Source organism: Eggerthella sinensis, from assembly GCF_003339815.1.
Taxonomy (GTDB): domain Bacteria; phylum Actinomycetota; class Coriobacteriia; order Coriobacteriales; family Eggerthellaceae; genus Eggerthella; species Eggerthella sinensis.
In genome coordinates this window covers 1-14125 of the sequence record NZ_PPTT01000017.1, presented here as the reverse complement: position 1 = coordinate 14125, position 14125 = coordinate 1, and the positions used below count along the sequence as shown (strand labels likewise).

Sequence of the window (14125 nt, the reverse complement as noted above, 5' to 3'; positions counted from 1 at the left end):
GACCCCTCTCAATCCCAACTCGAAAGGATTCAACGGTGCTAACCCGATACAACCGCACGCGAGCGCTCGTCGAGGGCGACCCCGCCGTGGCGCGCGCCATCGTGTGCGACGTGGAGCGCGATGAAGCACGGACTCCGGTCACGGTGCTCGACGAGCCGCGCGAAGAACTGGTCATGGTGCAGGCGCGCGAGACGGCGCAGGGAAGCTTGTTCTTCCTCGGCGAGGCGCTCATGACGTCGTGTCGCGTGCGCGTGGGCGACGCGGTGGGCCTCGGCCTCGTGCTGGGCAGCGATCGCTGCCGCGCCTACGAGCTGGCCGTGGCGGACGCCGTGTTCTCCGGCCCCGAGGCGGCCGCATGGTCGGCCACGTGGGACGGGCCCCTGCGTGCCGAACTCGCGCGGGTTGAGGCGCGCGACGAGCGCGAGGCGCGTCGTACGGCCGCAACGAAGGTGGATTTCTCGACGATGAAGGTGGAGTCATGATGATGAAAGATGGTGCGGAGCTGCACCGCGCACAGCGGGCGTTTCGCAGCGTGCTCGACGCGTTCGCGCATCCGGGCACGGTGCACGAGGTGGAGCCGGCCCCCGAAAACCCGGCGCGCCCGATTGCGCTCGATGCAGCGCTCGAGCTGGTCACGCGCTTGTTCGTCGATCAAGCGGTCACGTTCGGCGTCGCCGATTCCGAGGCGGACGCCGCGGCCGCGTACCTCACGAGCGAGACGCATGCCCGTCGCGTGGCCCTGCGCGACGCCGACTTCATCGTGGTGCCCGCGCGCGCCGATGCGCAGACGGCGTACGAGGCGGTGGCCGAAGCCTGCCGCGGCACGCTCGTGTCGCCCGAGAAGGGCGCGACGGTACTCGTGGGCTGCGCGCGTCTTGCCGGCGTGCCCGCAGGCGCGTCTGCCGCCGAGCCCGCCGAGCTGGCCGTGCACGTGGTTGCCCTGAGCGGCCCCGGCGTGGCCGACGTCAACCGCTTCGCCGTCGACCGCATCGACTGGCTGAACGCCCGCGCCGCACGCGGCGACGAATTCCCCTGCGGCATCGAGATCGTGCTGGTGGATGCCGACGGTCGCGTGGTAGCCGTGCCGCGCAGCTCGCAGGCGGGGGAGGTGCGCTAGATGGGCTACGTTGCCGTACGCGGTGGCGGCAAAGCCATCGAAGAAAGCCTCAAGCTGCTGGAATACGAGCGCGTGAGCACGTCGTCTGCCTGGGGCACCGACGAGATCGAGGGCACGTTTCCCGAGCTCGTCGACCAGGTGATGGGCGAGGCCTCGCTGTACGCGCCCCGGTTGGCCGCGCTGGCGCTCAAGCAGGCGCAGGGCTCGCCCGACGAGGCCGTGTTCCTGCTGCGCGCGTTCCGATCCACGTTGGAGCGCCCCTACGTCTCGCGTCCCGTGGACACGGGGGCGATGCGCGTTGCGCGTCGCGTGTCGGCCGCCTTCAAGGACGTGCCGGGTGGTCAGGTGCTCGGCGCGACGCGCGACTACAGCCACCGCCTGCTGGCGTTCGATCTGGAAACGGAAGGCGTCGAAGAGCTGGCCGAAAAGCGCAGCTGCCTGCGCGCCCATTTCGACGAAGCCGCCGAGGCCGTTGAAGAAGGGGTGCCTGCAACCATGCCGCGCGTGCTGGACTACCTGCGCGGTCAGGGCCTGCTGCCCGCGGTGGCGGATGATGCCACCGCCCCGGTCGATGCCACCATGGTGCCGCTTTCGTTTCCGGCGCCGCGCTCCGTGCGCCTGCAAACGCTCGCGCGCGGCATGACGCAGGCCGTCGAGGCGCTCGGCTACGCCGCCATCCGCGGCTTCGGTCCCGCGCATCCCACGGTGGGCGAGCTGCGCGCCGGACGCGTGGCCGTGTCGGTGGACCACCCGCTCGAGGCGGGCGGCGCCGAGGACGCGTACTACCTGGGATCGATTCCCGTGACCGAGGTGGAGAGCGTGTTCGAGTGCGAAGGTTCTTCGCAAGGTACCTCCGAGCAGGGGCTTTCGATGGAAGTCGGGTACGGCCTCGTGTTCGGACGCGCCGAGACGAAGGCCATCGCCATGAGCGTGCTCGACCATTGCCTTGAGCACGGGGATGCGCGCTACCCCACGGAGGACGAGGAATTCGTGCTCTATCACGTGGACGGCGTGGAAGCCACCGGGTTCATCTCGCACCTCAAGCTGCCCCATTACGTCACGTTCCAATCGAAGCTTTCCAGCGTGCGCAGCACGCGCGAAACGCCCGCTGCCGAGTCGAAGGAGGTCTCCGATGCAGCAGCGCTATAACTACGCGTTCTTCGACGAGGCATCGAAGCGCGAAATCCGCCGCGCCATCATCAAGGGCGTGTCCATCCCCGGGTACCAGGTGCCGTTCGCGTCGCGCGAGATGCCCATCGGCCGCGGGTGGGGCACGGGCGGCCTGCAAATCACGCTGGCCATCATCGGACCCGACGACACGCTCAAGGTGATCGACCAGGGCTCGGACGATAGCGTGAACGCCGTCAACATCAAGAAGCTCGTGGTGGACACCACCGATGTGGAGGTCACCGACGCCACCGAGGAAGCCACGCTCATCCAGTCGCGCCACCGCATTCCCGAGCACCCGCTGCGCGACGGCCAGATCCTCGTGCTGCAGGTGCCCACGCCCGAGCCGTTGCGCAGCTTCGAGCCGAGCGAGTCCGCCACGAAGCGTCTGCACGCCGAGGCCGACTACACCGGCGCCTGGCTCGAGCTGTTCGACCAGATCGTGCGCTACGACACCACCACGACCGGTGCCGACCATCCCGTTTTGGTGAACGGCCGCTACGTGATGGCCCCGTCGCCCATCCCGCGCTTCGACAACCTCAAGCTGCACCAGGCCGACCACCTCACGCTGCTCGGCGCCGGCCGCGAGAAGAAGATCTACGCCGTTCCGCCCCACACGAACGTGGTGCCGCTCGATTTCGAGGATTACCCCTTCGTCGTGGAAAGCTTCGCCAACAAGCGCTGCCGCCTCTGCGGAGCCGAAGGCGTCTACCTGGACGAACTGGTAGACGAAGCAACCGGCGAAACCTACTACCAATGCAACGACACCGCCTGGTGCGCCGCCAGCACCCAACCCCATGGGCCAGCGGACAGCCTCGCGGATCCGCAACCCCCTCGGCTGGCCCAAGGCGAGTGCTCCCGTCCCTCCTCCCAGAAAGGACCCTCTCATGCTTGATGCGCAGCGGTATGGCGTTGACGAGGCGCCGTGCCTTTCGGTGCGGCACCTTTCGAAGCGCTTCGGCGCGGGGTGCCCGCAGTGCCTGGCGCCGACGGCGCAGCTCGAGCGCAACGTGTGCCCGCAGTGCGGCACCGTGCACGCGGTGCGCGATGTGAGCCTCGACGTGTTCCCGGCCGAGATCGTCGGCATTGTGGGCGAATCGGGCAGCGGTAAATCATCCCTGATGAAGTGCCTGTTCTTCGACGAGGAAGCCACCGAGGGCGACGTGCGCGCCCGTCCCTTCGACAACGGCGCCGCCAACCTGCTCGCGCTCTCGTCGCAGCATAAGCGCGCCATTCGCAACACGGTGTTCGGTATGGTGTACCAGAATCCCTACCTGGGGTTGCGCATGGATTTCTCCAGCCTCTCGAACATCGCCGAGCAGATGATGGCCGCGGGCAATCGCAACGTGGGCGCCATGCGCGCCCGGGGCGAGGAGCTGCTCACGCGCGTCAACATCCCGCTGAGTCGCGAGGCCGACCCGCCGCGCCTGTTCTCCGGCGGCATGCAGCAGCGCGTGCAAATTGCGAAGGCGTTGTCGAACAACCCGCCCATCCTGCTGCTCGACGAGGTGACCACGGGCCTCGACCTGTCCGTGCAGGCCGCCGTGCTCGATCTCATCCAGCAGATACGCCGCGACTTCAACGTCAGCATGCTCGTGGTCAGCCACGACCTCGGCGTCATCCGCATGCTGGCCGACCGCACCCTCGTCATGCTCGACGGCCGCGTCATCGAAAGCGGTCTCACCGACCAAATCCTCGAAGACCCTCAACACTCTTATACCCAACAGCTCGTCTACTCGCTGTTGTAGCCCCGAAAGGAACCCTCCCATGGACAACAATTCTTGCATCATTCGCGGCGGCACGGTGGTGTGCGCCGACCGCGTGCTTCCGGAGTGCGACGTCGTGGTTATCGACGGGCGCATCGCGGCCATCGAGCCTGCGGGCGCCGATTTCGACGCGCAGCCCGACGCGACGGTGGGCGTGCTGCCGGTGGTGGACGCGCGCGGCGCTTACGTGGTGCCCGGCCTCATCGACATTCATTCCGACTACGTGGAAAACGTCGCCTCGCCGCGCCCGAGTGTGGTCATGGACCTGTCCACCTCGCTGTACAAGGCCGACCGCGAACTCGTGTCGCATGGCGTGACCACCATCTTCCACTCGCTGTCAGTGTACGGCGCGCACATCTTCGACCACAAGCCCATCCGCGACTTCGGCAACGTGAGCGCCCTCATCGAGCACGTGGCCGACCTGCGCGACGGCGAGGAGCGCGACCACCTCATCCGCCACCGCCTCCACATGCGCGTCGAGCTCGACTCCGTCGACCTGTACGACGATATCGAGCAGTTCCTGCGCTCGGGCAAAGTGGACCTCGTGTCGTTCATGGACCACACGCCGGGGCAGGGGCAGTACCGCGACCTGCTCGTGTTCGGCGAAACGCTCAAGGGCTACCGCGACGTGAGCGACGAGGACGTGCGTGACATCGTGCGCCAGCAGCAGGAGAGCGAAAAACTCACGTACGCCCAGATCACCGCGCTGGCAGCCGTGGCGCGCGAGCGCGGCGTGTCCATCGCTTCGCACGACGACGACTCCGAGGACAAGCTGGCGTTCATGGACGGCCTCGAAGCCACCATCTCCGAATTCCCCATCTCGCTCGACATCGCGCGGGCGGCGCGAGCGCGCGGTATGCACACCATTGCCGGCGCGCCGAACGTCATGCTGGGCCACAGCCATTCGGGCAACCTGAGCGCGCGCGAAGCCGTGCAGGCGGGCGCCATCGACGTGCTGTGCAGCGACTATTACCCGGCGGCCCTGCTCGACGCCGTGTTCACGCTGCGCGATGCGTGCGGGCTCGACATCGCCCGTGCGTTCGCGCTCGTCACCATCAACCCGGCGAAGGCTGCGGGCATCGCCGACGAAGTGGGCTCCATCGCGGTGGGCAAGCGTGCCGACGTGTTGCTCGTGCGCGAAATCTCGTGCGGCGACGGCGCGCGGCGCACGATGCCCGTGGTCACGCGCGCGTTCGTGGGCGGCCATTCGGTGTTCCGCTCGCACTATCCCGATCAGCCGTGCGGGTACGGCCGCGATGCCGAAGAGTTCGCATGCGCGGACGGTGCGGCGCAGCATCCGGTCGAGCAGACGTTGGTCGAGGCGGTGTAGCATGGCGCTTCTCGAAATCGACGGGTTGGAGAAAACGTTTCTGCTCCATCGCGTGAACCGGCGCGTGCAGGGGTGCCAGGACATTGCGTTCGCTATCGAGCCGGGGCAGTTCGTGGGCATCACCGGGCGCAGCGGTAGCGGCAAGTCCACCATCCTGCGCTGCATCTGGCGCACGAACCTGCCCGAGCGCGGCCGCATCCTCTACGACTCGGAGCGCTTCGGCGTGCTCGACCTCGCGCAGGCCACGCAGCGTCAGATGCTGTACCTGCGCGCCTACGAGCTGGGGTACGTGTCGCAGTTTCTCAACGCGTTGCCGCGGCAAACGGCCTACGACATCGTGCTGAAAAGCGCGCTTGAATCGTACGGTGCCGACGAGCGCGTCCGCGCCGAAAAGGAGACCGAGCGCATGCTGCGCCACTTCGACCTGGACGAGGGCCTGTGGGAGCTGTACCCGCGCACGTTCTCGGGCGGCGAAAAACTGCGTCTCAACATCGCCGCTGCCATGATCAAGCGTCCGCGCCTGCTGCTGCTCGACGAGCCCACCGCCTCGCTCGACAACGCATCGAAGCTCAAGGTGCGCGCTCTCATCGAGCAGCTGAAAGCCGAAGGCACCACCATGCTCGGCATCTTCCACGACCTCGAATTCATGGAAGGCTTGTGCGATCATGAGTTCAACATGCAGGAAGGGATGATGGCATGATCGAGGACCTCCACGTGCACTCGACGATGTCCGACGGCTCGGACACGTTCGCGCAGGTGCTTGAACAGGCGCGCTCCCGTGGCGTTGCGCGCCTTGCGTTCACGAATCACGACACCACCGCCGGGCTTGCGGAAGCGCGCGAGCAGGGCGAACGCGTGGGCGTGGAGGTGATCGGCGGCATCGAGGTGAGCGCGTACGACTTCGAGCGCGGGCGCAAGGTGCACATCCTGGGCCTGGGCATCGAGGAAGGGGCGCCCGCGTTGGCGGCCCTGTGCGGGCCGCTGCTGGAGCGGCGCAACGCGAACTCGTTGTGGCAGCTCGACCGTTTGGTGGAGGCGGGCTACGACGTGGACGTGAGCCGTGCGATGGAGCTGGCGCGCGCTTCGACGTGCCTGTACAAGCAGCATATGATGGCAGCGCTCACCGACGATCCATATCCGAGCGCGGGCTATCGCGCGTTGTATCGCAGCCTGTTCAAGGACGGCGGCATCTGCGACCGCGACATCGCGTACGTGGACGCGCGCGACGCCGTGCGCGCCATCGTGGAGGACGGCGGCTTGGCCGTCCTCGCGCACCCCGGCCAGCTGGACAGCTACGACCTGGTGCCCGTCCTCGTCGCCTGCGGCCTCGGCGGCATCGAGCGCTTTCACCCCGACCACACCCCCAAAGACCACAAACGCTGCGTCGACCTGGCCGAACGTCACAACCTCGTATGCACCGGAGGCTCCGACTACCACGGCACGTTCGGAAGCGTCCCACACGTGGGGTTTAGAGTGAGGGGGTAGAGCCCTCACTCATTCATGCGCCTGGGAGCAGCCGTGCGTATTGGACGAGCTTTCCAGGCGCAACCAGTAAGCTCCCTGGTTGCGCCTGGGTTGAGCCCCGGCCCGGCAAATCTCCCGCCTGGCGCACGAAATAATGCCCTCACCCTCAACCAAAACTTCAACCCTTCTCATTCTCCCCTCCTTTTCCGCTTCGGGTTACACTTGCACGACTATGAGAGAACGTATATTCCAGATCGTGCAGCGGGCTCGGCCGGGGGACAAGCTGAGCCATGCGTACGACATTTTCATCGTGGTCATCGCCTTCTTGAGCATTGTCCCGCTCATGTTCCGGCCTCAGGATGGGGGTCCGGGGTTTGCGTACGCCATGAACATGGTGGACGTGGTGACGGTGTACATCCTGTTCCTCGACTACATCTTGCGCTGGATGACGCACGACATCAAAACGGGCAAAACGGGCTGGAAGGAATTCGCGAAGTACCCCTTCACGCCGCTCGCCATCATCGACTTGCTGGCCATCCTGCCGTCGCTCGGCGTGCTGCCCGAAACGTTCAAGTTTCTCCGCGTGCTGCGCGTCACGAAAATGTTCCGCTACTCGAAGAACCTCACCATCGTGGCGAACGTGTTCCGCTCGGAGCGCAATACGCTGCTGTCGGTGCTCGTCGTGGCCGTCGTCTACATCTTCGTGAGCGGCCTCGTGATGTTCGTGAACGAGCCCGAGAACTTCGCCACCTTCTTCAATGCGCTGTACTGGGCCACGACGGCCCTCACCACCATCGGGTACGGCGACCTGTATCCCGTCACCGACCTGGGCAAGCTCATCTCCATGGTGTCGTCGCTGTTCGGCGTTGCCATCATCGCGCTGCCCGCCGGCATCATCACGGGCGGCTTCCTCGAGCAGATTCGCCAGTGTCGGGAAGACAGCGACGCGTACTTCCGCGCGCTCGAGCACAAGCCGTGGAAGGGCCGCACCATCGGTTCGTACGGCAGCGTGCGCGCGTACGCGCAGGCGCATCCGAAGGTGGTGGCGTACGGCGTCACCATGGCGGCATGCGTGCTGCTGAACGAGGTGCTGTACTTCGCGGCGAACGCGTTCGGCACGCCGGTGTGGCTCGACACCACGGGCACGGCGCTGGCTGCCATCCTGCTGGAACCGGCGGCGGGCTTGCTTGTGGGCTTCGCGAACAACCTCATCTTGGCCGTGCAGTTCGGCAACGCGGGCAACCTGCTCTACTACTGCTTGAGCGCCATCACCGCGCTCGTGTTCGGCACGCTGTTCGCGCGGGGCACGCGCGTCACGGCGCGCTCGCTCGGCTGGGCCGCGCTGTTCCTCGTGGTGGGGGAGTCGCTCATCTCCGCGGCGCTGGCGTTCTCGCTGGCGGGCGGGGCGCTCACCACGGGTGCCGAGCAGCTGTACGGCGGTTTGCTGGCGGGCTGGGGCGCGCCCGACGTGCTGGCGGTGTTCGGTGCGCTGCTGGTGGACAAGCTCATCGACACGACGGCGGTGTTCATCCTGGTGATGGGCGCTTCGCGTCTCGTCGTCGGCAGCCGCATCGACCCGGCGCACTGGTTCGCCGCTCCTGCCGCGCACGATGCCTCGACCGCGTCCGCTCCTGCTGCGCCCGCACCGCTCGACGACGCGGGCGCTTCCGCCCCCGACACCGCCCCCGCCGCGCCCGCATCCGCGCGCTTCGTCCTCGGCATCGACGTGGGTGGCACGCACACGAAGGTGGGCGCCTTTTCCGCCGACGGCGTTCTGATAGGCTCGCGCCTGTTCGACTCGCAGCGCGTGCTTGCCGACAGTTCCCATGCGCACCTGTCGAGCGAAATCGTTCCGGTGCTCGAGCAGGCGAACGTCGATCCCGCCGCCGTCGTGGCCGTGGGTTTGGCGGTGCCCGGCACGGTGGCCGCCGAGGAAGCGCTCAAGCTGTGCCCGAACATCGACCTCGACCTGCGCTCGTACAAGGCGTTCCTGCGCTCCGTGTTCCCGAAGGCGCGCATCGCCGTGCTCAACGACGCCGACGCGGCAGTGCTGGGCGATCGCTGGCGCGGCACGGCGCACGACCGCGAGAACGAGAGCGTTGCGTTCGTCACGCTCGGCACGGGCGTGGGCGCCGGCATCATCGTGAAGGGTCGGCTGTTTTCGGGAGTGCACGGCGCGGCGGGCGAATTCGGCCACCTGTGCGTGAACCCGGACGACGAGGCGCTGTGCTCCTGCGGCAAGCCGGGCTGCCTCGAACAGTACGCGTCCGCAACGGGGCTCGTGCGTCAGGCGCGCGAGGAGTTCGTCAATCGCGCCCTCGCCGCCACCAGCGGCGCCGCGAACGCTGCGGCCTCCGACGCAGCCTCCGACGCGGCTCCCGACCCCGCTGCTCTCTCCGTGAGCATCGCGGCCGCCGAGCAGGCGTTTCCCGACGCGCGTGCGGTGCTCGACGCCGCCGTGCGCCGCGACCCGGCCGCCCGCACCGCGCTCAACCGATTCTCCGACGCCCTCGGCTTCGGCCTCGCGCAGATGGCGTGCATCATCGACCCCGACCTGTTCGTGCTGGGCGGCGGCCTTTCGGAACGCGCCGACCTCTACCTCGACGCCGTGCGATCCCGCTATCGCGCCTGCGCCCTGTCGGTGTGCCGCGACACGCCTATCGTCGCCTCGTCGCTGGGTAACGAATGCGGCGTGTACGGAGCCGCCTTCCGCGCGTTCGAGCTGCTCGACGAATCTGCCGCGAACGCCGGCGATTCCCGTTGTGCCGCGCCCGACGACCCGCGACGTTGATCGGCATGCGCGCAGCGTGGTGGGCGGCCTTTGTGCGCTTCGTGCGCACCCACGTTGTGCTCGTGGTGTCGGCGGTGGCCGCGCTCCTCACGATGATCGCCGTGCCGCCCGACGCCGCCTACATGGGCTACTTCGACCTCAAAACGCTCGCGTGCCTCTTCGGCATCCTCGCCCTGGTGGGCGCCCTGCGCAACGCGGGCGTGTTCGAGGCGACGGCCCGCGCGATGGTGGCGCGCTTCTCCACCTGCCGTGCCGCCGTGAGCGCGCTCGTGGCGGTGACGCTTGTGCTGTCTATGGTGGCCACCAACGATATGGCGCTCATCATGATGCTGCCGCTGTCGGCGGCAACGCTGCTCAAGGCGGGGTGGGAGCGTGCGCTGCCCTTCGCTTTCATCATGCAGAGCCTCGCGGCGAACCTCGGCGGCATGATCGTGCCGTTCGGCAATCCGCAGAACCTGTACCTGTTCGAGCGCTTCTCCATCCCGCTGGGCGACTTCCTCGCTACCATGGCGCTACCGTTTGCCGTGTCGGTCCTGCTCATTGGCGTGTGTTGCGTGCTGTTCGCGCAGCCGACGCCCCGCATGGCATCCGAGGAGCTCCCTGCGTCCGAGCGCACCATGCGCATTCCGCGCGCCCGCACGACGGCCTACGTGCTGCTGCTCGCGCTCGTCATCGCGTCGGTGTTCCGCCTCGTGCCGTACCCGGTGGCGCTCGGCACGGTTGTCGTGGGCCTGCTGCTGCTCGACCGTCGTGCGCTGCGCTCGGTTGACGTCGGCCTGCTGCTCACGTTCGCGTGCTTCTTCGTGTTCGCGGGCAACATGGCGCGCATCCCGGCGGTGGAGGATACGTTGTCGCAGGTCATGGCTCACCATGCGCTGCTTGCCAGCGCGGGCGCCAGCCAGGTGATCAGCAACGTGCCCGCCGCGGTGCTGCTGTCGCACTTCACCGACAGCTATCCGGCGCTGCTGGTGGGCGTGAACATCGGCGGCGCGGGCACCCTCGTGGCGTCGCTTGCCAGCCTCATCACGTTCAATCAGTACCGGGCCGTGTGCACCGCGTTCGGACGCCGCCCCGGCATCGCACGGCAAACTGCGGGCGGGTTCGTTGCGCGCTTCACTGCGTTCAACGGCGTCTTTCTCGTGGTGTTGTACGCGGTTTGCAGCGCGGCGGGATAGCACTCCATCACTCTAGCGCGCTAAACCGTACGGCCCTGCGAAACGACCGCTCAGGGCCATTCCCGCCCAAAAATCCTTGCTCTTGCCCGCTCCACCTTTGATTAAGGGCGCGCGGGGTCTTATAGTAGTGCGACTGCATCATACTTATATTCTCATGTGTAGTGCCGATGCAGTGGAAAGGGGAGGAACATCATGAACATCAAGAAATGGGGCGCTATCATCGCCGCGGGCGTACTGGCATCGTCGCTCGCGCTGTTCGGTTGCTCGTCGAACGATCAGGGCAGCACCAGCAGCACGAGCGGAACTGATTCCGGGTACACGCTCATCAACGACGGCAAGCTGACGGTTGCAGCTTCGCTCGACTTCCCGCCGTTCGAGAACCTCAACGGCGACAAGCCCGAGGGCTTCGAGGTGGACCTCATGGGTCTGCTGGCCGAAGAGCTGGGCGTCGAGAGCAACTACCTGCCGTCCACGAAGTTCGACACCATCGTGCCGCTCATCCAGACCGGCGGCAAGGCCGATGTGGGCGTGTCGGGCATCACCATCAACGACGAGCGCCTCGAGCAGGTGGACTTCACCGATCCCATCTGCGACGTGAACCAGAGCATCACCGTGCTCAAGGACGCGGGCGTCACCGACGTTGCGCAGCTCGAAGGCAAGAAGGTGGGCGGCCAGACCGGCACCACCGGCTACGAGTGGGCCGCTGAGAACATCAAGGACGTCGAGATGGTGGGCTTCGACGAGATGACCGCCGTCTTCGCCGCGCTGCAGTCCGGTCAGATCGACGCCATCGCCGTGGACTGGCCGGTTGCGAACTACTATGTGAAGACCGCGTACACCGACTGCGAAATCATCAAGGAAATTCCCACGGGCGAGCAGTACGCCATTGCCGTGAGCAAGGAGAATCCCGAGCTCACGAAGGCCCTCAACAAGGCCATCAAGGCCGTGCGCGAGAATGGCAAGTACGACGAGCTCGTTGCCACGTGGCTGCAGTAACGCGCGGATAGAACGAACATGCTAACCCTATTCGCTCACGCGAAGAGGAACTTCGCTGGCATCGCCGTGGCTTTGGTCGCGGCGATGCTGGTGGTTTCATTCGCGTTGCCAGCCCAAGCGTTCGGACTCGATGTGGAACGCTGGACGGCCAAGCCGAACAAAGACGGCGACAACACCACGGTCATGGGCGCTACCGCCACGCGCGTCACGTGGCATGGACAAGCGGCCGAAGACGAATCGGTTGCCGCGGTCACCATCAACATGCCCGAAGGCACCACCATCGACGCCGAGAACGTGAAAACCACGGTGGTCGCGGGGCTCGATCGCCTCGAGGCGAGTGCGCAGGCAACCGTCGAGGGCACCACCGTGAACGTGACGCTCGACGAACCTGCGCCCGCCGGCGCGCTTGTCATGATCGAGTGCAATCGCACGCTTTTGCCTGGCGGAGGTGGATCGTTCGGCCTCGCGGGCACGTACACGACCGCCGACGGGCAGCAGCACGATATGCCGGCCACCGACCAGGTGATCAACGTGGTGGGCACGTCGCCCGCCGAGCAGCTTTCGTCGTGGCTGGCCGATCAAGACTGGGTGAAAGCGTGGAACACCAACAAGTTCCTGCATCTGTTCTTCGATCCCACGCTCATCGTCACGTCGGTGCCTGCCCTGGTTGCCGGCTGGCTCGTGTCCATCGGCATCGTCATCATCAGCTTTCCGCTGGCTATTCCGCTCGGCCTGCTCTGGTCGTTCTTGCGCATGGCGAAGAGCCGCATTCCGCGCGCCATCGGCGCCACATACATCAACATCGTGCGCGGCACGCCGCTGTTCCTGCAGCTGTACATCGCATTCTTCGGCTTGCCGCTCATGGGCATGCAGATGGACAACTTTGTGTTGGGCGCCATCGTGCTGGTTATGAACTCGAGCGCGTACCTGGCCGAGATTTTCCGTGCGGGCATTCAGTCCATCAACAAAGGACAGTTCGAGGCGGCGCGCTCGCTGGGCATGAACGGCGCGCAGACCATGCTGTTCGTCATCATCCCGCAGACCGTGCGCCGCGTCATCCCCACGATGACGAGCGAGTTCATCCTCATGTACAAGGACACCTCGCTGCTTGCCGCCGTGGGCGTCATGGAGCTTATGATGTACGCGAAAACCATCACGGCTGCAACGGGCAACGTCACGCCGTACATCGTGGCCGCAGGCTTCTACCTCATCGTCACCATTCCGCTGACGAAGCTCATCAACACCATGGAAAGCCGCATGGCCGGTGGCAGGCGTCGTAAGAAGAACCTGGCCATCACGTCGGAGGAGGCCGTGGTGCCCGATTCCGACGCTGCCGTGTCCAAGAGCCTGCGCATGTCCGAGACGCTGGCCGGCTCCAACCATATCAGCCACTAAGGAGGTGCGGATATGAGCGAAGAACAAACGCATGCCATCGGCGAACCTGTCGTCCGCATCGAGGGGCTGCACAAGGCGTTCGGCGACAACGTCGTGCTGCGCGGCATCGACCTCGAGGTGCAACGTGGCGAAGTGGTGGTCATCCTGGGTCCGTCGGGCTCGGGCAAGTCGACCCTGCTGCGCTGCGTGAACCTGCTCGAGACGCCCACGAGCGGCCGCATATTCTTCGAGGACACCGAGATCACCGCGAAGAAAACCGACATCAACAAGGTGCGCGCCAAAGTGGGCATGGTGTTCCAGAACTTCAACCTGTTCCCGCACCTCACGGCGAAGAAAAACGTCATGCTCTCGCAGCAGAAGGTGCTGAAGCGCAGCAAGGACGAGGCCGAGAAAGTGGCCGTCGAGCAGCTCACGCGCGTGGGCCTGGGCGACCGCATCGACTACAAGCCCTCCGAGCTGTCGGGCGGGCAGCAGCAGCGCGTGGCCATCGCCCGCGCGCTGGCCATGGACCCGCACGTCATGCTGTTCGACGAAGCCACAAGCGCGCTCGACCCCGAGCTCGTGCGCGACGTGCTGGGCGTCATGAAGAGCCTGGCGAAGGGCGGCATGACCATGATCGTGGTCACCCACGAAATGGGCTTCGCCCGCGACGTGGCCGACCGCGTCATCTTCATGGACGGCGGCTTCATCGTGGAGCAAGGAACGCCCGAAGAAGTCTTCGACAACCCGAAGTCCGACCGCACCAAGGACTTCCTAGGCCACATTTCGTAACAGAGGCGCCCCCTCGGGGGCGCCTCCTCTTTTTCGGGGTCGTGACCCCGCCCGGCGCGCGCAGCGCGGCGGGAAAAGAACCACCCGCTATGCGGGTGCGCGTCGAAGGCTCCGCCCTTGCGGGGCGGTGGCCGCCAGCTAGGGTTATGATGC

Annotated in this window: 13 protein-coding genes; all 13 read left to right on the top strand. The window is 66.4% G+C overall.

What is annotated here, in order from left to right; translation table 11 throughout:
* Window positions 1–35: 35 nt before the first annotated feature.
* The 13 genes from phnG to C1876_RS10300 all read left to right on the top strand — a co-directional run bounded on the left by phnG (window position 36) and on the right by C1876_RS10300 (window position 13972).
* On the top strand, window positions 36–482 hold the full coding sequence (gene phnG, locus C1876_RS10360; RefSeq protein ID WP_244910110.1) for a phosphonate C-P lyase system protein PhnG: 447 nt from the start codon (window positions 36–38) through the stop codon (window positions 480–482).
* Complete coding sequence (gene phnH, locus C1876_RS10355; protein ID WP_244910109.1) at window positions 479–1117, top strand: phosphonate C-P lyase system protein PhnH; 639 nt, start codon at window positions 479–481, stop codon at window positions 1115–1117. Before phnG ends, phnH begins: the two co-directional genes overlap by 4 nt.
* The gene (locus C1876_RS10350; RefSeq protein WP_114546655.1) at window positions 1118–2266 is read left to right on the top strand and encodes a carbon-phosphorus lyase complex subunit PhnI; all 1149 of its coding nucleotides are present in this window, start codon (window positions 1118–1120) and stop codon (window positions 2264–2266) included. It begins immediately after the preceding gene.
* Complete coding sequence (locus C1876_RS10345) at window positions 2250–3179, top strand: alpha-D-ribose 1-methylphosphonate 5-phosphate C-P-lyase PhnJ (RefSeq protein ID WP_114546654.1); 930 nt, start codon at window positions 2250–2252, stop codon at window positions 3177–3179. Before C1876_RS10350 ends, C1876_RS10345 begins: the two co-directional genes overlap by 17 nt.
* A complete protein-coding gene (locus C1876_RS10340; protein WP_114546653.1) occupies window positions 3172–4032 on the top strand; it encodes an ATP-binding cassette domain-containing protein in 861 nt (286 codons plus the stop codon). The genes C1876_RS10345 and C1876_RS10340 overlap by 8 nt, the downstream gene beginning before the upstream one ends.
* A 19-nt stretch (window positions 4033–4051) precedes the next feature.
* Entirely contained in the window at window positions 4052–5380 is a 1329-nt protein-coding gene (locus C1876_RS10335) for an alpha-D-ribose 1-methylphosphonate 5-triphosphate diphosphatase (RefSeq protein ID WP_244910108.1), read from the top strand.
* A gap of 1 nt (window position 5381) precedes the next feature.
* Window positions 5382–6080, top strand: a complete 699-nt coding sequence (locus tag C1876_RS10330) for a phosphonate C-P lyase system protein PhnL (RefSeq protein ID WP_114546652.1) — start codon at window positions 5382–5384, stop codon at window positions 6078–6080.
* Window positions 6077–6865 carry a phosphoribosyl 1,2-cyclic phosphate 1,2-diphosphodiesterase gene (gene phnPP / locus C1876_RS10325; protein ID WP_114546651.1) on the top strand — a complete coding sequence of 263 codons (789 nt, stop codon included), beginning with the start codon at window positions 6077–6079 and terminating at the stop codon, window positions 6863–6865. The genes C1876_RS10330 and phnPP overlap by 4 nt, the downstream gene beginning before the upstream one ends.
* A gap of 211 nt (window positions 6866–7076) precedes the next feature.
* On the top strand, window positions 7077–9635 hold the full coding sequence (locus C1876_RS10320) for an ROK family protein (protein WP_114546650.1): 2559 nt from the start codon (window positions 7077–7079) through the stop codon (window positions 9633–9635).
* A 5-nt stretch (window positions 9636–9640) separates the two neighbouring features.
* Window positions 9641–10810 carry an SLC13 family permease gene (locus C1876_RS10315; RefSeq protein ID WP_114546712.1) on the top strand — a complete coding sequence of 390 codons (1170 nt, stop codon included), beginning with the start codon at window positions 9641–9643 and terminating at the stop codon, window positions 10808–10810.
* Window positions 10811–11002: 192 nt separating this feature from the next.
* Entirely contained in the window at window positions 11003–11806 is an 804-nt protein-coding gene (locus C1876_RS10310; protein ID WP_114546649.1) for an ABC transporter substrate-binding protein, read from the top strand.
* Window positions 11807–11824: 18 nt separating this feature from the next.
* Window positions 11825–13201: an amino acid ABC transporter permease gene (locus C1876_RS10305; RefSeq protein WP_114546648.1), complete on the top strand. Its 1377-nt coding sequence runs from the start codon at window positions 11825–11827 to the stop codon at window positions 13199–13201.
* Between the two features lie 12 nt (window positions 13202–13213).
* Window positions 13214–13972, top strand: coding sequence for an amino acid ABC transporter ATP-binding protein (locus tag C1876_RS10300; RefSeq protein WP_114546647.1), 759 nt, complete (start codon window positions 13214–13216; stop codon window positions 13970–13972).
* Window positions 13973–14125: the final 153 nt, after the last annotated feature.

Excerpts from the sequence above, each read along its gene's own strand:
- phnH (WP_244910109.1), top strand. The coding sequence starts at position 479 with ATGATGATGAAAGATGGTGCGGAGCTGCACCGCGCACAGCGGGCGTTT.
- C1876_RS10350 (WP_114546655.1), top strand. The coding sequence starts at position 1,118 with ATGGGCTACGTTGCCGTACGCGGTGGCGGCAAAGCCATCGAAGAAAGC.
- C1876_RS10345 (WP_114546654.1), top strand. The coding sequence starts at position 2,250 with ATGCAGCAGCGCTATAACTACGCGTTCTTCGACGAGGCATCGAAGCGC.
- C1876_RS10340 (WP_114546653.1), top strand. The coding sequence starts at position 3,172 with ATGCTTGATGCGCAGCGGTATGGCGTTGACGAGGCGCCGTGCCTTTCG.
- C1876_RS10335 (WP_244910108.1), top strand. The coding sequence starts at position 4,052 with ATGGACAACAATTCTTGCATCATTCGCGGCGGCACGGTGGTGTGCGCC.
- C1876_RS10330 (WP_114546652.1), top strand. The coding sequence starts at position 5,382 with ATGGCGCTTCTCGAAATCGACGGGTTGGAGAAAACGTTTCTGCTCCAT.
- phnPP (WP_114546651.1), top strand. The coding sequence starts at position 6,077 with ATGATCGAGGACCTCCACGTGCACTCGACGATGTCCGACGGCTCGGAC.
- C1876_RS10320 (WP_114546650.1), top strand. The coding sequence starts at position 7,077 with ATGAGAGAACGTATATTCCAGATCGTGCAGCGGGCTCGGCCGGGGGAC.
- C1876_RS10315 (WP_114546712.1), top strand. The coding sequence starts at position 9,641 with ATGCGCGCAGCGTGGTGGGCGGCCTTTGTGCGCTTCGTGCGCACCCAC.
- C1876_RS10310 (WP_114546649.1), top strand. The coding sequence starts at position 11,003 with ATGAACATCAAGAAATGGGGCGCTATCATCGCCGCGGGCGTACTGGCA.
- C1876_RS10305 (WP_114546648.1), top strand. The coding sequence starts at position 11,825 with ATGCTAACCCTATTCGCTCACGCGAAGAGGAACTTCGCTGGCATCGCC.
- C1876_RS10300 (WP_114546647.1), top strand. The coding sequence starts at position 13,214 with ATGAGCGAAGAACAAACGCATGCCATCGGCGAACCTGTCGTCCGCATC.